Source organism: Burkholderia sp. MBR-1, from assembly GCF_013822785.1.
GTDB classification, from domain to species: Bacteria; Pseudomonadota; Gammaproteobacteria; order Burkholderiales; family Burkholderiaceae; genus Burkholderia; species Burkholderia vietnamiensis.
Genome location: NZ_CP053613.1, coordinates 29,080 through 47,247 on the forward strand (window position 1 = coordinate 29,080; position 18,168 = coordinate 47,247).

The window sequence follows — 18,168 nt, forward strand, 5'->3', positions numbered from 1 at the left end:
GCCCTCAGAATCCGAACAAGCCGCGACGGCCGCGTGTGATCGTCACCTCCTCACCCGGCCGCGTAAGCTTCACCTCGTCAGCCAGGCGCTGGATGACGATGTACGGCCCGCGGCGGATAAAGTTCGGGCTGACGATGTCGCCACCGTCCTTGATAGTCGGCACGGCAAATGGCGTGCGTGACGGCATCCGAATCCAGATGAACGTGCCATCGTCGAAGACTGTCTCGGGTTTAAGGGAGCTCGTGCCCGAGACGGTGTAGTCGAAGTTCAGCTTGTCTGGCGACACGCCGATTGGGCCGGAGTCAGACTGTGAGTCATGCTTAGCTTCGAGGTCGTCTTCAGTGGCGTCGCTGCGTGCGCGTACCTTCGCCATCAGAGAGTTGGGGTAATTGAAGCGCACGTTCTGGTAGAACAGCCCGCCCAACGGCGACGAGACAAGCGTGAGTTCGTACTCGCGCTTATTCGTGCTCAAGTGCAACGTGTTGACGAGGCCGGGCTTGGTCGGTTTCACGTAGACATGATTCGCGCCATCGGTGTCGAGCACCCACTGCACCGAGTCACCCATAGCCGGCTCGCTGATGAGCGTTTCGCCACGTTCGAGCTCGATGGTCGTGAGCTTTAGCGGCGCCGTCATAACCCGAAAGATCTTGTCGCGGCTGTACGAAAACACGGCCATGCGCGCATCACCTGGCATGGTGATCGGGTCGGTGCCGGAGTTGTACGGGTTAACCGGACTCATCGCATCGCCGATGATGCTGCCGACGTCGAAACTCGGGATCGGGGCAATCGGACTCGCGGCATTCTTTGCGGCGAACGCGTTGGCCGACGCTGCGATAAACGCGAGCGCGCCCCAGCTCAGGAGGGTACGTGTTCGTTTCATGCGCCGGTTTTTTGGAGGGTGAAGAACGGGTAATAGAGACCGTACGGATTCGTGCCCAGCACGTCTTCGGCCGTCGGCGGAATGATCTGATAGCGAATCGTCAACGCGAAGCGGATGTCGACCGGCTTCTCCGCAGGCGATTGGCGAGTCGAGGTCGTGAACTCCACGACGGCCGTCGCATCGTCGAGCAGTGACACGTTCGTGACTCTCGTCTCCCGCACGAGCTTCGGGTTGGTGGTGATCTGATCGAACGGCTTGTCCTCGCTGATCCATGCCGCGAATTGGTTCTTGGCGTTGCCCACCATCTTCGCCTTGACCGCGTTGATGTTTTTGGCGAGCCGCGAGGTGCGGATGTCATCGGTGAGGACCGGCTCGATCGTGAACCAGTGCTCGACGTCCTGTTTGATCGCCGTGCGCTTCGCCTGATCGTCCGGGTTATAGGCGGCCAGTTGCTTGACCAACGGATTCCCACCGGCGTCCGACGAGACGCCATACGAGCGGACAACGGACGGCGGCGGCTGGCGTGTGTATACGGCACCACCCGCAATGATCGCGAGGATGAAGCAGAAGGTCTTCCAGTGATTGGCTTCGACGCGCAGACGCGTCCCCTGATCGAAGATGATCTTTTCGGGATCGTCGTTCGAGTAGTGGCCGGGCGCCGGGGAAAGGGCGACCTGCTTTTTGTTACGGGGAAAGAGTCGGGGGAATCGCATCACGGAGTTCCAATTGGGACGGATCAATTGGAACAGCCGCGGCGACAACGGCTCGTGGGAAAAGAGCCCTCATTTCAGGAACCTTTTCGAGGAGAAGAAAAGCCGGGGAGGAAGGTCCTTGCACGCGCAACTGGTTGTGGGTGATTTGGGAGAAAGCTGCCCAAAATTCGACAGCTTTTATGACTTGTGTTTCCGATCGCCGCGATAGAATCGCGCGAGCAATCGTTTAACGCGTTGCACACTTTTCGATCTCAAACGGCGGGAGCCAGCGCTCTAGAAATCGAACAAAATCAATTAGTTAGGCTCTATAGCCGCTCGACGTTTATCGGGTGAGCCCCACAACCGGTTGCGTGGAATTTCTCGAAACCAGTACCAATGAACTTTGAATATCCTCGTTGCACACCGATTCCTTTCGACTCCAGTAACGATCCGACTGTTGCGAAGAATGAGGTCTTTCGGTGCCGGCTGATCGCGATCGCTCGACATCAAGATCTTCGTCGCGCCGACTCTCCGCCTATCGTGATGGGGGCGTTTTACCGTGAGCAGCTCGGCCTGAGTCTTTGGCCAAGTCAAGCGAAACTGGCGATGGACCTCAAGGTATCAAAGGCAATCGTTGCTCGATCGATTCAAGCATCGCTGCTTCCGGCTGAGGTCATCACCGCGTTTGGTGGCCCAAGAGGGATCTCATTTCGAACGGCGGAAACCGTCGCGGCACTGATGCGAGAGCTTGGCCGAGAGGTAGTGGTTCGGCGGGCGTTGACGGTGCCGAGCCAGGCCGCTCCAGCGCGGGTAAAAGCGATCTTGTGTACCGGTGTCGCCGACATCGCGGACGGCATTACCTTGGCATTTTCGTTGGGGGGAAGCGGTCGATACATTCGAGTCGACTCGGCAAATATCGAAGATGTGGTCCCCCATCTTTCGGCTTTAGAACGTCTTGTCAACACTCTCCTTCCATCGTTGCTCGGGCTATCCCCCAAAGCAAAGTGACGAACTCAACGGAATTGGAACCCAGCATCGACCGGATGCGTCGTCCGCGTAGAAGGAATTTCGGTGCTTGCGGCAGGCTTAGGTGTCGGATCCCCTATTTCAGAACCAAGGTTCACCGCGAGCACCGCTCCGACGGTTCGAACCTGATCGGTGAACTTCTGTGGTTCAAGGTTGGTTGGTAGGTGAATGTTTATGGTTCGACTTCTGGGCAGCGTGAGCGGCGGATGGACTTGATTGGTGCGACGCGATTAGGTGAACGTCTATGGTTCACACACTCTTTGCTGCGGCCGATGATGTGGCGGTGTCGGCTCCGTTGCTGGAGGGAGCTTTGTGGTGTTGCTAAAAGCCAGCGCTCGTTTACGTGTTTACTTCAACACTTTTAACACCTTTAACTACGTTTACGTCCTGGCAAAGCCATGCTGGATAAGGCTTTGAGGGATGCAAAGTGCATAGCTATGGTTCGTATGGTGAACGCCTGTGGTTCTAAGGGTGAAGGGATATGGTTCAGATGGTACACGGCTGTGGTTCGCCAGGTACATGTATATGGGGTGAGAGTGAATGTCTATGGTTCTGGGTTGTACCGGAGAACGGTGAAGGCGTGTGGGGACTGCTGAAGGTGAATGCGTATGGTTCCGAAGGTCCGAATGTGTAGCAGAGATTGCACTTGAGCTTTGACCTGTAACTGTTTGATTTTCAATCACATCTCTACGTGATGGCGCTTCTCCAAAGTAGTGGATCGGTAGAAGCGGTTCAAAGGTGAACGTCTATGGTTCGCTTTGGCCCGCGAGCGCCGACCATCCCGGAAGAGTACTGAAAAGTGAACGGCTATGGTTCCGTGCGCCGGGAAAGAGCTATCGAATTCACCCCTCTTTCGTCTGCCTAAGGTGAACCTCTATGGTTCCGACAGTTCAGCGTGTGGTTCGTGAGGGTGATTGTTAAGTCATTGAATTTTAATGATAATCTGTAGGATCTCATCCGGAAGTGATCTCGGGCACCATTGGTGAACGTCTATGGTTCTCAAGGAAGTGGAAAGCAGCGGTTCTAGTCGCCGACGTCACGCCTGGCCTTGAAGGTGAACAAAGTACAGTGTATTGTTACCGTTCATCTCCATTCGAGCGTATCCCTTCGTGGCAACGAAAAAAGACGCGGGTCGCGAACCCATGCAAATCGCCCTCTTCCAGATGCCGGAGATGCCAGATCCCTTTCGGAAGGCGGTGCCGGCAATTCACATAGCGCCGAAGACCGGGCCGATCTCACTCCAGCAGGCGAAGACGTGGAACGCCTTGATCAAGAACGCGATCGAGCAGCGCAAGGAAGGTGAACGTACATGGTTCGAGTACTCGATCGGGGATCTGATTTCTGACGTCGGCCTGAACTCAAAAAATCGTGAGTTCGTCAAGGCGACGATCAATTCGTTGCTGGGCTTTGTGGTCAACTGGGACCAGTTGGCAGCGAAGTCTGAGTGGAACGCCAGCGCGTTGCTAGCAGGTGCGAAGATATCCGGTGGTACGCTTAAGTATCAGTTCTCGGACAACATCAGCGAGCTTCTGCTTAGCCCCGAAGTGTATGCGAGCATCGATATGCGAATCGCCAGGACGTTCAAGCGCGGTTACGCGCTGACCCTGTGGGAGAACGTTGTGCGCTACGAAGGTGTCGGTCAGACGGGGAAAATGAAGGTCAACACCCTTCGCGATCTTTTGCTAGGCATGGACTGGGGGCAAGGTTCATACGCCGAGTACAAGATTTTCAAGAGCAGGATTTTGGTCCCGGCACTTAGGGAGATCAACGACGTCTCCGATCATGAGATTGTCATGAAAGAGGAGAAAACCGGTCGCTCTGTAACGGAGGTTCGATTCTTTATCACGCCAAAGCGAAAATCTGAGGCCACGTCCGAAGAAGACCTCGACGTTCTGACGGCGATGACGAAACTCTCAGTTCCCCTGTCCGAGGCGCGGAAACTGTTAGGCCAACATGGCCCCGAGGCGGTACGTCAAGCGCTCGCGTACACCGATGTTCGTGTGAAGAAAAAGAATGCGCAGCCTTTGGACAATGTCGCATCGTATTTTCGGAAAGCTCTGGTAAATGGTTATCAGCTGGAAAACGGTCGCGGCAAACCGGACAGCAGTGTCGTGTCGATCGCCTCGTCCCCAGAGCAAGCGGAGGACAAGCTCCTGTCCAAGCTGCTCGCCGAACGGGCCGAGCAAGCTCGTGGATATTTCAACGAGCTTGATTCTGGCGAGCAAGGGGATTGTGTCAATCGCTATAACGAGAGTCAGGTGGCGTCACAGCTGAAGCTCGTGGCGGGCAAGAAGCCAAAGAAAGCAGCCGAGCAAGCGTTCTTTCACTGGCTGGCCGAGGACGTTTGGGGCAAGCCGACAGACCGCGATCTCTTGAATTTCGTGCTCGCTGGTGGCGGCGCAAATTCTCGGTGACTGCTCTGTCTTCCGCGATCGTGCCTCTGCTCGATCGCGTAAATCATGTGGAGAGGCCAGGAGGTTTTTCGTTACGCCGCTCAGGCATTCTAGCCCGAGCGGCCGGTAAAGCGGCGGCTCGCTTACGCTGCTGACTGCGTAGCGCGAGGTGGTACGTCGACGTCGTCCGCCTGCAGCTCGAGCGCCCAAGATTGTACGACCGCAGTCAACTTGTCGATCAGGCGCTCTTGCGCTTCGCCCTTTATCCCCTTCAGGTTCAACTCGGCTCTGCCGTCGGCGAACGCCTTCAGTTCTCCAAGTTCGAAACCACTTGGTGAGGCAAACTTGACCCGCGACTCATAGTGAGTCCTCTTTGCGCCTCGCGCGGCGGTTTTCTCGCTGGTCGCGACTTGTTCGAGCTTTCGGACAGATGCCTGACCGGCGATCACCTGGTCGAGCCAGTGTTCGGCTACCGCCTCGCCTGCCTTGTCGCATATGAGCTTGATGTTGTAGGCATGCGAGAGCTTAACCTTGTCAGCGTTGTCGACCATCCGTTGCAGCAGCGGCATCGGCAAAGTGTTGAGCAGAAGAACCTTATTGACCACTCCCTTGTCTTCGCCTACCGCCGCGGCCAATTCAAGCTGGTCCCGATAGACATGCTCGTTCAAGAGGCGCTGCCACGAAACGGCGTCGTCGAACACCGTCTGATCGTCCCGTTCCTTGTTTGCCCTGTACGCCAACATGAACAGAGATTTCGGCGAAAGGTTGCCGCGATAGACGCCCAGGACGGTGGTGCGCCCCAAACTCTTCAGAGCCCGCTTGCGTCGTTCTCCGTCGACAATAATCTTTTTACCGGGAAACTCCGGCAATTCCGTGAAAATAATCGGCTGAAGTTGTTCTTCCCGGTCAAGCGTCGCAGCAAGAGCATCGATGCTCTGAGGGCTGTAGAAGGCGCGAGGATTGTACGGATTTCCGATGCAATCGGCGATCGAAAGGATGTGGATCCGTTGATCGCCCGGTCGTTCTATTGGAGCGTCAACGATCGGTGTGGGCTTCTCATCGCTCACAGCGCGGGAGTCGGGCTCCAGGATGTGGGCGGCGTCCGACTGGGCAGTTTCGACAACACCGGAATTTTTCAGGCGTGCGTCAACGTCGGAACGCTCCGCATGCATGCCGACACGCACTTTGCTTTTTAGATCGAGCTTCCTACTCATTCTGCATCTTCCTCGGTGTTGTAAAAGGCGATCAGTTCCTCAAGTAGCGCTGCGACCTCGTTTCGAGCCGGTTTCACGGCGTCGGACCTGAGCCCTTTCACATCGAATACAGTCCGACCCAAGGCCGCAGCCAATTTATAGACTTCTCGATTCTTAATCGTGGTCGATAAGAGGTGAACTTTGCTTTCCGAAAGTAGTTCCTTCATCTGCTTATGGAGCTGGGTCTTCGGGTTCGCCTTGTTGAGAAGAATCGCGTACTTCCCATTAGGCTGCACGGCGCGAGTTTGCTCCACCAAGCGGATCATCCCCTCGCTGCTCCAGAGGTCGAGCGGTGACGAATCGGTCGGAATGATCGTTGCGTCGGCGACCATCAACACTCGTGCGGTAATTGGGGACTCAATGCTGGGAGGGCAATCCACCAACACGATTTCTGAATCTTCCGCCAATTGTGTGATGACACTTCCTATTTGCTTGCCGTGACTCGCGACACTGACGATTTTGAACGGAAGCGGATTTCCATCGTCCGCGACGGCGTTCCAGCGCAAACAAGAGTTTTGAGCATCAGCATCTGCGACAAGTGGCTTATAACCGGCAGCATGAAAAGCCCCAGCCAGATTAATTGTCGTGGTCGTTTTCCCGGTCCCACCCTTCTGGTTTGCAACAGCGAATACTAGACCCATCTCGCCTCCGGACTGTATCAGGGCATTCGATTCCCATCACCGATCTCCACGTGGAGATTCGAGTTTGGGTTGATGCCGATCTCCACGTGGAGATCGAGCGGCACATCGTAGTGATGTGTATAAAAGCGTTGTGCGTTATAAAGTATAGACGGTTTTTTGTTAATTTCAAGAAGCATATCGACAGTCTCCTGCGAGGGTCTCCACGTGGAGATTCCCGGGTGTGCAGGCAGCAGCGCGGTAGATCGATAGCACGCGCAGCGGGCAATCTCCACGTGGAGATTGCGCCTCAGACCATCTGACGAATTGATCGATCCGATGCCGAAGGCGAGTCTTTGATCGGTCTTGGGGGGTGATCTTATATACCGAATGTCGGCCGGCGTGGCGGGAGTCGCGTCGGCCCTGGCGGTAAGTCCCAGATCATCTGGGAGAATTTTTGCGGCTCGCAGAGGAAGTCGAGGATTTTCTGGGGGGTTGATGGCGCCGGCTGGTCAATCTCGGACAATATCTGGGAGAAGCCCTTTTCGGTGGGGCGCCGCGAATGGGGCCTCGCTCCAATAACATTATTTAGAGGCTCGACTAAGGAAGGTCTCCGCCTCGCGATACTGACGGCCAAGCTCTGCGGTCGCGTAGATCGACGTGGTATCGAGTGAGTCGTGGCCCGCAAAATTCCGCGCGCTCTCGAGGCTCATGCCGTTCGCGAGCGCATGCGACACGAACGTGTGGCGCAGCCAGTGCGTGCTGGCTGCGCTGAAAGCCCGCGCGTGCGGCGAGTCCTCCCGCATAGCGGCTTCGGTCGCAGTCGCGAAGAATCGTTTCACCGCGCGGTAGAGCCGGTCGGGATGGACCGGCCGGTCGCGGCGAGTGAGGGCCGCCACCGCTGCATCCGGATCGGCGCCTGACGCCGCAGCCTCGCGGCGCACTCGACCAATCTCGCGGTTGTCGAGCAGCGCGGGGATGAGCGGGGTGCCCAGGGGGCAGGCCAGCGGATCGCGCGGGAAGCCGCGCGTCACGAGGTAGTCGCCGAGCGCGTCGAGCACGGCTGGCACCAGTGGCACGAAGCGCTCCTTCGCGCCCTTGCCGACCACCCGCAGCAGGTGAATCGTGCCGAGTTCGGCGCCGGCGTAGCGTTGCACGATGTCGTCGGTGAACGCGCCGCACAGCTCCGCGCGGCGCAGCCCCGTGCTGTACGCGAAGGCGAGCACGAAGCGCAGGCGAGCCGCCGAGGCCGAGTCGGGCAGCGCGTCGAGCACGCGCATCGCGAACGCCCAGGCCTCCTTCGTCAGGCTGCGTTCCGCTTGAATGCGGGGTTTCGCGGCGACCCTTCGCTCGTTGCCGGCGGCGTCCAGCTCGGTGCCGAGAAACACCCTGATCTTGGTGAACGCGTTGTGGTCGAGATATTGGGCGGCGACCAGATCGCCGAAACACTTCTTCAGCGCCGCCAGCGCATCCTGGCGGCTCTTGACCGACAGCGGGCCACGAAACGGGCGCCACGCCGGGTCGGCGCGGGGCATTGCGCGCTCCATCACCCACATTGCGGCCGGCTGCGGATCGACCAGGAAGTGGTTGATGTAGTCGCGCGCGTCGTTCACGTCGAGGCTGGACAGCGGCTTGCGCTTCGCGAAGATCGCCCACAGCAGCAGGCGTTCGGCCTCGGCGCGGTATTTGTCGCGGGTGTGCGGGTTCTCGTAGTCGGCCAGCCAGAAGTCGATCGCCTGCAGGTCGTTGTGCGCGCCGCTGTTGTTCTTGAGCGGATTGCGGTTCGCCCCGCGCGAGCCGTCGAGGTCGGCCGGGATCAGGAAGTATTCCAACGGGACGATGCCGGTGGCGGGCGCTCGCGTGAGCGCCGGCACCGGCAGCGTGCGCTCGGACGGGTGAACCCGTGCGTTGGTCGCGATCCGCAGGCCGTCGACGTCGCCGTAGTGTTCGAGCCACGCGGTGATGCGGCGCGCGCCGATCTCGCCCAGGCGGGGCACGGAGCGATACCAGCGGTAGCCGACCGCGTTGATGGTCTCGACTAGCCGGCCGATCGTGTCGATCCCGACGTCGGCCAGGCGCAGCGCCACGGCCGTGTCGAACCAGCCGAGTACGTGGTGCTCGGGCTGCGGATCCTCGACCAACAGGCGCGCGAGCGCGTCGAGCGCCGCCATCTGCCGGGCCCGCAGGCGTGCGTTGCGCTGCTGGCGGCGCAGCGTGGCGCCGGCGTCAGCACTGTCGCTGGCGTGCTGGGCGGTAAACAGGTCCAGCAGTTCCTTTTCGGTGTAGAAGCCGTCCGGATCGTGTTCGGCGGCGAAGTCCTCCAGCGACGGCGTCGGCACGGTGGGCACGGCCGGCGCGGCCAGCGCCGCCGGGCGGATCGCCAGCAGCCGGGCGGTCGCGAAGTCGTGGCGCTTGCGGGCCGCGCCGACGAACGCGGTGACCAGCCAGGTGCGCGTCGCCGCCGCCTTGCGCGCGTCGCGGCCGAATTCAAGGTACTGGTCGGCCAGCTCCGCCAGCGTCCGATGAAGTAAAAATTGTACCGGCTCGGCGGTAATGATCCGGTTGAGACGTGATCGGCCGGGGTCCCGGATACAAGATTTGCTTCTCAGGTTTCGGAAGGAAGAGTTGGAAATCCCGTCGCCCGGAAGGAAATGTTGGAAATCACACGTACTTGACGTGCTTGGCAGCACGCAATCCGTGGAACATCCTAAAATAGGACGGCATCGGCGTAACGGATTGTTTTGACTGGATATTCGTCAAATACGTCGCCGATGTTTCACGAACTCGAAGGATGATCCGTGTTTTTCAGCGGACAAAAGCCTCTTGGAAACGGACTTTCCAATCGCAAACCGCTCAGGACATCGAGTTGTATCATTTGATACGTATTTTGTAGTGGCATGGTTTTCTGCCAATGCTACTCCTGACCCTCGCGGTTTCTCCAATTTAAGTGCCGCCATTCTTGTACTAAAACGTGTGCATGCTTGCATGGAGGGGGCGATGCGTTCACCACGGTTCCGAAGAGCGGCGACCGATGCGCGGCCGTATGGCGCGCATCGATTCGACGTGTTCGGTCCCAAAGTTGGACGACGGCTGACGTTATTTGGCCGACGCGTGTTTCAGCTCTGGCTGCGGCTGGAATCCAACCCGCAAGTGGTTACCTATTGCGAGCGACCTTTGCTCGTGCCCGAAGCGAGAGGGACGCGGGCTGCGGACTTCTGGGTTTGCACGGACCAGGGCGAGCAGTTGCATCTGGTCTTGCGATCGTCCGAGGCGACGCTGGTCGAGCAGGGGATCAGTCTGTACCCAGCACTGGACGCGTGGAGTCAGGCGCACTCAATGACGGTGCGTACCATTCTCCCGGACGAACTCGACGATCCCGAGCCACTGTGCCAGAACAGACTCACGATGCTGAATTACCTGGCTGCTAACACGGTGCCGGCCCGGGACGAAATCTGCCGAGCCATCTTGATCGCGTGCATTCGTGGCCTGACGTTGGCCAAGCTGGAGCAACGGTTTGCATCGATTGATCCGGTACTGGTGCGCACCGCCGCGTTCGCGCTGCTCTTGAAGGGGGGGCTCGATTGCCCGACGATTGCTTCGCGACCGCTCGGTCCTGATAGCTGTCTGGAGACCAAATGAGAGCGATTGTCTTCGGGACGCTGCGCTTCGATCGTCGCTCCATTCCGGCTGAACTCGCTGATGTCAGCCAGTGGCCCTGTGCCGACGACAGCGCACTGGACGAGCCGGCCCGACTGCTATTTGCGCGTCGCGTACGGGCAATGACGCTGTTTGTCGACGGGACCACGGCTCTGCAGGCGATTGGTCGTGAGACCGGATTGCGGATCAACGATCTGTACCGACTGTTTGAGCGGTGTACCACTCCTCACGAAGACGGTCGCATTTACGGCTGCCGGGCGCTGCTTCCCTGGTTGCATACCCGGCCATACGAACGGCGTGCGCAAGTAACGACGTCCGGTACGGACGGCGCGAGCGGTGCTTTCGGTCAACTGCTGCTCCGATATCCGGAAATCGCGCACTGGATCGAGCGCAAGGTCGCCGCCCGTAGTCGGCGCGGGACCAAACTGGAAGAGGTCCACCGCCAGATCTGGCGTTTGCATGCAGGTTTTCTCGCACAGTGCCGACAGGCCGGCATACAGGCGCACGAATATCCGTTTAACCGGAAGCATCTCGGCGAGCGGTCTCTGGCAAACTACCTCCACAAGCTCGCAGGTCAGCAATTCGCATCGGCGGCCCGCGCCGCGGGCGCGGAGCAGATCGGCCACGCTTGGCAAGCTGATGTGGAGGAGGTGCGCAAGACAGCAACGTATCCTTATGAGGTTGTGGAATTCGACGGACACAAGCTTGACGTTCGGTTGACGCTGCGTATCGACGATCCATTTGGTTTCGAGACTCTGCTGGTCATGCACCGGATCTGGGTACTGGTGCTGCTTGATGTGGCTAGCCGCGCGGTCATCGGCTACGCGCTCGCGCCGGGGTGCGAATACAACCGGGATGACGTCGCGCAGGCACTGCAGGCGGCGTTGATGCCGCACGCTGCCCGTGAACCGAAAATCCCTGCACTCAGTGTCAGGCCCGGCGGAGGGTTTCCCTCTGAAATCATTCCCCAGACGGCATGGGCATGCTGGAGCACGCTTCGCTTCGATGCAGCCAGGGCGCATTTCGCCAAGGCGACGCTCGAGCGCCTCACGACAGTCGTCGGCTGTGCGACTGACAACGGGCCGCTTGGCCAGAAGAATGAGCGTGCGTTCATCGAGCGGTTCTTCGACCAACTGGCGTCGCATTTTGCGCACCGGTTGCCGGCGACCACCGGACGCGATCCCCGCTCGGTCGAACGGGCCCTCAGCGACGTCGGCGGCGACACGTCGCTGATGATGACGCTCGATGAGCTTGAGGACGTGATCGACGTCGTGCTTGCCAATTACAACGGCGAACCGCACACGGGCCTTGGCGGCCGATCACCGCTCGAGGCGATGCAGTTTCAGATCGCCAGACGCGAGGGCCTGTTGCGGACGGTTCCCGAAGCGCGTCGCAGCACGCTCTGTCTTCTGCAAGAGGCCCGGATCGTGACCATTCGCGGCAACGTCAGCCGGGGCGTGCGCCCGCACGTGAACTTTGAGTACGTGCGCTATGACAGCCGGCTGTTATCTGGCATGACCGGGTTGATTGGTCAGCAGATCCGAGTCTATTTCAACGTGAAGGATGTGCGTCATCTGCACGCTTTCTTCATGAACGGTGCTGAGCTTGGCGTGCTTACCGCGGCCCGTCCTTGGTGCTTCACACCGCATTCGCTGCGCGTCCGGCAGGAGATCTTCGCCCTGATGCGTCAGCGCAAACTCGCGTGGCGGGAGGGCGACGATCCGGTCGGCGCCTGGTTCGCCTGGAAAAAGGAGCAGGCCCGGAAGCATGCGCGCGAGGCGAACGATCTTGCGCGGATGCTCACCGACCGGGCGAAGGCGCACGCCCCGCAGCCGCCACAGCAGAGCACGGCCACGGTGGGAAAAGAGTCGCCGGCCGCACCGGACATTGTCAGGCCGCCGACACCGGCGCTCCCGAAAGGGGAGTCGACGCCATGGCTAACGAAGATCTTCACGTACTGAAGCTATGCTCGACACACTGAAACGCCCGGTCGACGTGTCTGAGCATCCACTGCTCAGCCAGTCCTATATCGTGCCGACGCCGGCGATCGCCGCGATGTATGCGCGCATTCGGCAGTGCCTTCGCCGGGGCGTGACCGGTGCGGTGATCTACGGTCATACCCGCTGGGGCAAAACCTATGCCGTCCGATACTGCGTGCGGCTCCTGCGGCACGAGCTGCCGCGTATCGTCGTGCTCACGCTGGGCATGCCGCAGAATCCCTCGCGCTCGGAATCGCTGTTCTTCGGCATGTTGCTCGATGTTGCCCAGCACGCGCGACCAGACAGCGGCACTGCACTGCAGCGGCGCTTGCGGCTCTATCACAAACTCGCTGAACTCGTGGCGCGCGTTTCCGGCAACACGCTGGTCATCTTTGTCGACGAAGCGCAGCGTCTGGAGCTGGAGCACTATGAGTGGCTGCGAGACGTGCAGGACGAACTGGGCCGGCGCGGCATCCGCATGTTCGCGTTTCTCGTCGGTCAGCCCGGCATCCTAAACCGCCGGAGCGCATTCCGGCAGAACGTCGATACCTCGCAGATCGTCGCTCGTTTCATGATCGACGAGATGCGGTTTGCGGGCATGCAGCAGGCGGCGGATCTGAAGATGTCTCTCGCCGCGTACGACAGCTCCATCTTTCCGGAAGGTAGCGACTGGACCTACACGCGCTTTTTTCTGCAGCGCGCGTACGACACCGGTTTTCGGCTCGGCGCACAGCAGAAGGTTCTGTGGGAGGCGTTCGACGCAGCGCATCGAATCGCGAGGTTCGACTTTCCGATGGAAATCCCGATGGAGTATCTAGCTCGCTCCGTTGAGATTGCTCTGACCCGCAACATGGAACACGACTCGGTGCGGTTTGAACTGAGCCGCGCCTGCTGGGACGAGGCGGTCGAGGAATCCAGTTTCGTTGCCGCGCTTGAGGCGTTGCGGATCATCTTCGTCGATGAGGCGGGGCCGACGTGACACGGCGCTTCGATATCCTGCTGACAGGCAGTGCGCCTCCGGTCCATGATCCATGGTGCTGGCGAGACGACTGGCATGCTCCGGGAGAATCTGCATTCTCGCTGCTCGCGAAGTTTCAGCGGCTCAACGCGCTTTCCTGCTCAGCGCTCGCCGAATCGTTTGCCAGCTTGCAGGGCCGGCGCACACCGCCGCAGGATCTCGATCTTCGCGACGCGCGGCGCTTCGACCTGCCGCGCATGAGGGACATGCTGCGCCTGCGACTTGCGGATATCGCCGCGGCGTTCGTCATGCCTTCTGGCGCGATTCAGAGGATTTCGTCGCCGACGCTGCGATGGTGCGTGCAATGTGCGCAGCAGGGTGTCCATCTGGCTGTATTTCAGTACCGCCGCGTTGACCAGTGCCCTGTGCATCGCACACCGCTGGTCGAGCGCTGCGAACGGTGCGATAAACCGATTCCTTACCGGCTGCGGGCCGACTTATTCAGGGCGCCGTTTAACTGTCCGTCGTGCGGGAATGCATGGTGGGTGCCCGCCCAGGGGCTGGATGACATTCGTGTAGGTCAACCTTATCGACGGCGATTGGGAAAGCGTGCGAGGCATGTCCGGCTGACCGTTCAGGAGCCGACAGGATCGGAAGAAATCTGCTGCGCCACGGGCGGGCTACCCTCAACGTCGGACGAACTGCCCCCGGTTTCGGAATACCAGTTGCCACTGCAAGAGATGTCTTGGGTCAGGTTCGGCGCAGGCGGGCAGGCTGAGGCTGACGATCCATGGCCAGAAGAGGCGACGCAGGATAAGTTTCTCGGCGATCGCGACGCTCAGGAGCACGCGTGCTACAAGGCGGTGCGGCGACGGATCATGCGAATGTACGGTCGGAACCACCGGGCATGCATTAAGAGTGCTGCACGTCACTTGATATGGCCGCTTTGCGGAGGCACAACGACATCGTGTTGTCCGGTCGCCTTGGCCTACCTGCGATGGCGCTGCAAATGGGAAGGCGTAAGGATACCCCGCTCGCTTTTGCAACAGCCAGTGCATGGGCCGCTCGGTCTGACAGTCTGGCTGTCGCTTCACGCGCCGGTCGCACCACGAGCATGGAGCAGGGAGGCGGCTCACTGGCTGACGTTGCACGCTTTGGCGCAGGCCTGTATGGACAGCTTTTATGCGTATCTGGAGGAGGCACAGGGCGCGGGCGCGCGGCGTATGCTTTGGCTCCCGTTTCCGGTCCACGATTTTCTACGACGAGGGATTGTGATGCGCGGTGGCGCCTCGCCAGACGACCCACCGCAGCAGCTCTGCATCATGCCGTTCGACCCGAGATACGGCTATCGCTCACTGGCGTGGCAGCCTGGCACTGCTAAGGAAACTCTGCACAAGTAGCCGGCGGTTGTGCTTGCCATGAATCGTCGAGCCAGCGAGCATGTAACGCATGAAACAAACTGACCTTGGACTGAACTTGTCGACGAAGCGCACGCGCAAGCGCGAATTCCTGGACGAGATGAACCGTGTGGTGCCGTGGGCAGATCTGGTGATGCTGATCGCCCCGTACGCCCCGGAAGGCAAACGCGGCCGCCCGCCGTTCGCGCTCGAGGCGATGCTGCGTATTCACTTCCTTCAGCAATGGTTCGGTCTGTCGGACCCGGCGATGGAAGAAGCGCTCCACGACGTGCCGCTGTACCGAGAGTTTGCAGGGCTGGACAATTGGACGATGCGGTTGCCCGACGAGAGCACCATTCTGCGGTTTCGTCACTTGCTGGAGAAACACAAGCTGGCGGCGCAGATCCTCGCGGTGGTCAACGACATCCTGCGCGACAAAGGGTTGATGCTGCGTGCGGGCACGGTGGTGGACGCGACCTTGATCAGCGCCCCGAGTTCGACCAAGAACGCGTCGGGCGAACGCGACCCGGAGATGCACCAGAGCAAGAAAGGGAACCAGTGGTATTTCGGCATGAAAGCGCATATCGGCATCGATGCCGAAAGCGGCTTGGTGCACACGGTACGAGGCACATCCGGCAATATCAGCGACGTGCTCGAAGCCAACAGTCTGCTGCATGGCGAGGAAACCGACGCGTTTGGCGATGCGGGCTATCAGGGCGTGCACAAGCGCCCGGACACGCGCCCGGGTGTGAACTGGCATGTGGCGATGAAGCCCGGCAAACGTCGTATTCTGGACAAAAGCAAGCCGCTTGACGCGCTCATTGATCAAGTCGAGCGAATCAAGGCCGGCATTCGGGCCAAGGTCGAGCACCCGTTCCGAGTGATCAAACGGCAGTTCGGCTGCACCAAGGTCCGCTATCGAGGGCTGAGGAAGAACACCGTGCAACTCACGACCTTGTTCGCGCTGTCCAACCTGTGGATGGCGCGCGGCACGTTGCTGGATGCTAAGGCATGAGCGCATCCTTGGCGCGCGCCGATGCCATGCGCGGCCCGCGAAGCTGCTCGGCGCGTGCCCGCCAGCTTCGCTTCGAGCTGATTGATTGGCGACGTGGCGCATTCAGTTCCCAGTTAAACCACCAAGCACACTGGATTCCGGTTTGTGCAGAGCATCCCTAGTCATTACGTGGAACCCATCGAAATTCTGACCGAGCCGGAGCGTCGCCGGCGGCGCACGGCCCAGGAAAAAATCGCCATCGTGCAGGAAACGCTGGCACCGGGCGCATCGGTGTCAGCCGTAGCGCGGCGGCACGGCGTGAACCCGAACCAGGTGTTCGGCTGGCGCAAGCAATACCAGGAAGGCAGTCTGGCAGCGGTGCAAGCTGGCGAAACTGTAGTCCCTGCATCGGAGCTGGCCGCCGTCATCAAGGAAATCAAGGAACTGCAACGCCTGCTCGGGAAGAAGACGATGGAAGTCGAAATCCTGAAGGAAGCTGTCGAGTGGGGCCGCTCAAAAAACCTGATTGCGCGCTCGCCCTTGCTGCCGGGGGACGACCATTGAAAACGGTCTGCGAAGTTCTCGGCGTGGCGCGCTCCGGTGTGGCGGCGAAACGGACTCGCTCGTCCGATTGGCAAGACGGCCGCAGCACCAGACCGACTGACGACACGGAATTGGTCGAAGAAATCCAGGCCCACGTAGCGCACCTGCCGACTTACGGCTATCGGCGCATCTGGGCGCTGCTGCGTCGCAGCCGCGAGATGGTCGGCGCGCCGTGCATCAACCACAAACGCGTCTATCGCGTGATGCGCGAGCATCAGTTGCTGCTGCGCCGTCTCGGCGTGCGTCGAGATAAGCATCGGCACGACGGCCGCGTGGCCGTGGACCGGAGCAATACTCGCTGGTGCTCGGATGGCTTCGAGTTCCGGTGTGACGATGGCACGCCACTGCGCGTGACGTTCGCGCTGGACTGCTGCGACCGGGAAGCGATTAGCTGGGCAGCGACGACCGGCGGGCATAGCGGTGACGTGGTCCGCGACGTGATGCTGGCCGCCGTCGAGCAGCGCTTCGGCACCACACAAACGGCACAGCCTATTGAATGGCTGACGGACAACGGCTCGGCCTACATCGACCATCGCACGCGCCGCTTCGCACGAGAGTTGGGCCTGGAGCCGCTGACGACGCCCGTGCGCTCGCCGCAAAGCAATGGCATGGCCGAATCGTTCGTGAAGACCATGAAGCACAATTACGTCGCCTATATGGACAAGCCCGACGCGCCAACGGCGCTCTCGCGTCTGGCTGCTGCGTTTGAGCATTACAACGAGCGTCACCCGCACAAAGCTCTGAAATATCGCTCGCCTCGCGAGTTCAGGCGGACTGCGGCGTCATCAACCTAACGGTGTCCGAGTGTCCTGAGTTACAGGGGCAACTCCAGGGAGTTGCACGGTCGAGCGCTCGATCTCGTGATACGGTAATTGACTGAGCAAGTGATGGATGCAGTTCAGGCATGCGCGTTTCTTGTCGTATCGAAAACCATTATTGATAAGCTGAATCCCGATTCTGACCAGTATCCTCTCGAATTAATGCACTGATCGGAAGAATTCAGCATATTCGTCGCCAGTGCAGAATCCCAATGCACACCGACGCCCGCACGGTTGTATCAGCTTCGATCGGACAGCGCTCTCTCACAGTCCGTCGGCAAGTGTGCAGCATAGTGCTGGAAATGCCATTGCGTGCGCTCGCGATTATTGGACGCGGACACGGCAGCCACGCGGCAGACACGAGGATTCAATCGTTGCGTGATGCGCTTGATGGTGCCACCTTTTCCTGTCGAGTCGCGGCCCCCGAAAATGACGACGAGCCGATGTCCGGTATGCACGACCGAATCTTGTAGCTTGACGAGTTCGCCTTGCAGGCGAAACAGTGCACGAAAATAGCTTTTTCGCTGTTCGTGCTGTTTATCAGTAAACGTGAACGCCTTCATCGGCGGGGGCGCGCCACTCAGAACTCATCACATTTGGGGCGAGACGTCGAGCGAGGCATCGGTTACGAAGCGATAGCGACGATCGCAAGTTTCAAGCTGATATTTCCCACGAGCAAGGCAGCGACTTTCAACAGCTTCGCCGAGACGTTTCCGTGGAATGGCCACGGTGACAAGCGCGTATCGGCCACCGTCAACATCATCATCAGCCGGTGATTTACGCATAGGTGACTGGTTCGTCCGAATTCTTTCAAAAAGCGAAATACAATATCAACTGCGACCGTAGCATCCTTTCACGAGCGTACGTGATAACTTGTACGTGTTGCAAGGATTCGGTGCAA

The 18,168-nt window shown here is 59.7% G+C and carries 14 protein-coding genes and 1 pseudogene; 9 read left to right on the forward strand and 6 right to left on the reverse strand.

What is annotated here, in order from left to right; all coding sequences use genetic code 11:
* Positions 1–4 precede the first annotated feature (4 nt).
* Entirely contained in the window at positions 5–880 is an 876-nt protein-coding gene (locus tag MBR110_RS31585) for a TrbG/VirB9 family P-type conjugative transfer protein (protein ID WP_011875478.1), read from the reverse strand.
* Positions 877–1,593 (reverse strand): type IV secretion system protein, encoded by a 717-nt coding sequence (locus tag MBR110_RS31590; protein ID WP_011875477.1) that lies wholly within the window; start codon positions 1,591–1,593, stop codon positions 877–879. Before MBR110_RS31590 ends, MBR110_RS31585 begins: the two co-directional genes overlap by 4 nt.
* A gap of 375 nt (positions 1,594–1,968) precedes the next feature.
* On the opposite strand from MBR110_RS31590, the gene MBR110_RS31595 reads away from it, so the two are divergent.
* Together MBR110_RS31595 and MBR110_RS31600 are read left to right on the forward strand one after the other, a co-directional pair.
* Positions 1,969–2,580 (forward strand): hypothetical protein, encoded by a 612-nt coding sequence (locus tag MBR110_RS31595; protein WP_011875476.1) that lies wholly within the window; start codon positions 1,969–1,971, stop codon positions 2,578–2,580.
* A gap of 1,160 nt (positions 2,581–3,740) precedes the next feature.
* Positions 3,741–5,012, forward strand: a complete 1,272-nt coding sequence (locus MBR110_RS31600; RefSeq protein ID WP_011875475.1) for a replication initiation protein — start codon at positions 3,741–3,743, stop codon at positions 5,010–5,012.
* A 122-nt stretch (positions 5,013–5,134) separates the two neighbouring features.
* Here the strand turns inward: MBR110_RS31600 and MBR110_RS31605 are convergent, their stop codons facing one another.
* From MBR110_RS31605 to MBR110_RS31615, 3 genes are all read right to left on the reverse strand, one after another.
* Positions 5,135–6,205 carry a ParB/RepB/Spo0J family partition protein gene (locus MBR110_RS31605; RefSeq protein ID WP_011875474.1) on the reverse strand — a complete coding sequence of 357 codons (1,071 nt, stop codon included), beginning with the start codon at positions 6,203–6,205 and terminating at the stop codon, positions 5,135–5,137.
* Positions 6,202–6,885 carry a ParA family partition ATPase gene (parA, locus tag MBR110_RS31610; protein ID WP_011875473.1) on the reverse strand — a complete coding sequence of 228 codons (684 nt, stop codon included), beginning with the start codon at positions 6,883–6,885 and terminating at the stop codon, positions 6,202–6,204. Before parA ends, MBR110_RS31605 begins: the two co-directional genes overlap by 4 nt.
* Before the next feature lie 560 nt (positions 6,886–7,445).
* Complete coding sequence (locus MBR110_RS31615; protein WP_011875471.1) at positions 7,446–9,551, reverse strand: phage integrase family protein; 2,106 nt, start codon at positions 9,549–9,551, stop codon at positions 7,446–7,448.
* A gap of 307 nt (positions 9,552–9,858) precedes the next feature.
* Between MBR110_RS31615 and MBR110_RS31620 the strand changes: the two genes are divergently transcribed.
* The 6 genes from MBR110_RS31620 (at position 9,859) to MBR110_RS31645 (ending at position 17,243) form a co-directional block, all read left to right on the forward strand.
* Positions 9,859–10,500 (forward strand): hypothetical protein, encoded by a 642-nt coding sequence (locus MBR110_RS31620; protein ID WP_011875470.1) that lies wholly within the window; start codon positions 9,859–9,861, stop codon positions 10,498–10,500.
* Positions 10,497–12,479, forward strand: a complete 1,983-nt coding sequence (locus MBR110_RS31625) for a hypothetical protein (RefSeq protein WP_011875469.1) — start codon at positions 10,497–10,499, stop codon at positions 12,477–12,479. Before MBR110_RS31620 ends, MBR110_RS31625 begins: the two co-directional genes overlap by 4 nt.
* Positions 12,480–12,483: 4 nt before the next feature.
* Positions 12,484–13,476 carry an ATP-binding protein gene (locus MBR110_RS31630; RefSeq protein ID WP_011875468.1) on the forward strand — a complete coding sequence of 331 codons (993 nt, stop codon included), beginning with the start codon at positions 12,484–12,486 and terminating at the stop codon, positions 13,474–13,476.
* Positions 13,473–14,855 carry a hypothetical protein gene (locus tag MBR110_RS31635; RefSeq protein WP_011875467.1) on the forward strand — a complete coding sequence of 461 codons (1,383 nt, stop codon included), beginning with the start codon at positions 13,473–13,475 and terminating at the stop codon, positions 14,853–14,855. Before MBR110_RS31630 ends, MBR110_RS31635 begins: the two co-directional genes overlap by 4 nt.
* A 49-nt stretch (positions 14,856–14,904) precedes the next feature.
* Complete coding sequence (locus tag MBR110_RS31640; protein ID WP_011875466.1) at positions 14,905–15,867, forward strand: IS5 family transposase; 963 nt, start codon at positions 14,905–14,907, stop codon at positions 15,865–15,867.
* Between the two features lie 177 nt (positions 15,868–16,044).
* A protein-coding gene (locus MBR110_RS31645) for an IS3 family transposase (protein ID WP_176331728.1) occupies positions 16,045–17,243 on the forward strand; the annotation gives its coding sequence in 2 pieces (ribosomal slippage) (positions 16,045–16,360 and positions 16,360–17,243; 1,200 coding nt in all).
* Here the strand turns inward: MBR110_RS31645 and MBR110_RS31650 are convergent.
* Positions 17,235–17,815: pseudogene (locus MBR110_RS31650) on the reverse strand (hypothetical protein); the annotation flags it as partial. The gene MBR110_RS31645 and the pseudogene MBR110_RS31650 overlap by 9 nt on opposite strands.
* Between MBR110_RS31650 and MBR110_RS31655 the strand changes: the two are divergent.
* Complete coding sequence (locus MBR110_RS31655; protein ID WP_171026890.1) at positions 17,756–18,043, forward strand: hypothetical protein; 288 nt, start codon at positions 17,756–17,758, stop codon at positions 18,041–18,043. The pseudogene MBR110_RS31650 and the gene MBR110_RS31655 overlap by 60 nt on opposite strands.
* Positions 18,044–18,168: the final 125 nt, after the last annotated feature.

Bases quoted from the DNA above. Each gene is read 5' to 3' on its own strand.
- MBR110_RS31620 (WP_011875470.1), top strand. From the start codon at position 9,859: ATGCGTTCACCACGGTTCCGAAGAGCGGCGACCGATGCGCGGCCGTAT.
- MBR110_RS31585 (WP_011875478.1), bottom strand. From the start codon at position 880: ATGAAACGAACACGTACCCTCCTGAGCTGGGGCGCGCTCGCGTTTATC.
- MBR110_RS31625 (WP_011875469.1), top strand. From the start codon at position 10,497: ATGAGAGCGATTGTCTTCGGGACGCTGCGCTTCGATCGTCGCTCCATT.
- MBR110_RS31590 (WP_011875477.1), bottom strand. From the start codon at position 1,593: ATGCGATTCCCCCGACTCTTTCCCCGTAACAAAAAGCAGGTCGCCCTT.
- MBR110_RS31595 (WP_011875476.1), top strand. From the start codon at position 1,969: ATGAACTTTGAATATCCTCGTTGCACACCGATTCCTTTCGACTCCAGT.
- MBR110_RS31630 (WP_011875468.1), top strand. From the start codon at position 12,484: ATGCTCGACACACTGAAACGCCCGGTCGACGTGTCTGAGCATCCACTG.
- MBR110_RS31600 (WP_011875475.1), top strand. From the start codon at position 3,741: ATGCAAATCGCCCTCTTCCAGATGCCGGAGATGCCAGATCCCTTTCGG.
- MBR110_RS31605 (WP_011875474.1), bottom strand. From the start codon at position 6,205: ATGAGTAGGAAGCTCGATCTAAAAAGCAAAGTGCGTGTCGGCATGCAT.
- parA (WP_011875473.1), bottom strand. From the start codon at position 6,885: ATGGGTCTAGTATTCGCTGTTGCAAACCAGAAGGGTGGGACCGGGAAA.
- MBR110_RS31640 (WP_011875466.1), top strand. From the start codon at position 14,905: ATGAAACAAACTGACCTTGGACTGAACTTGTCGACGAAGCGCACGCGC.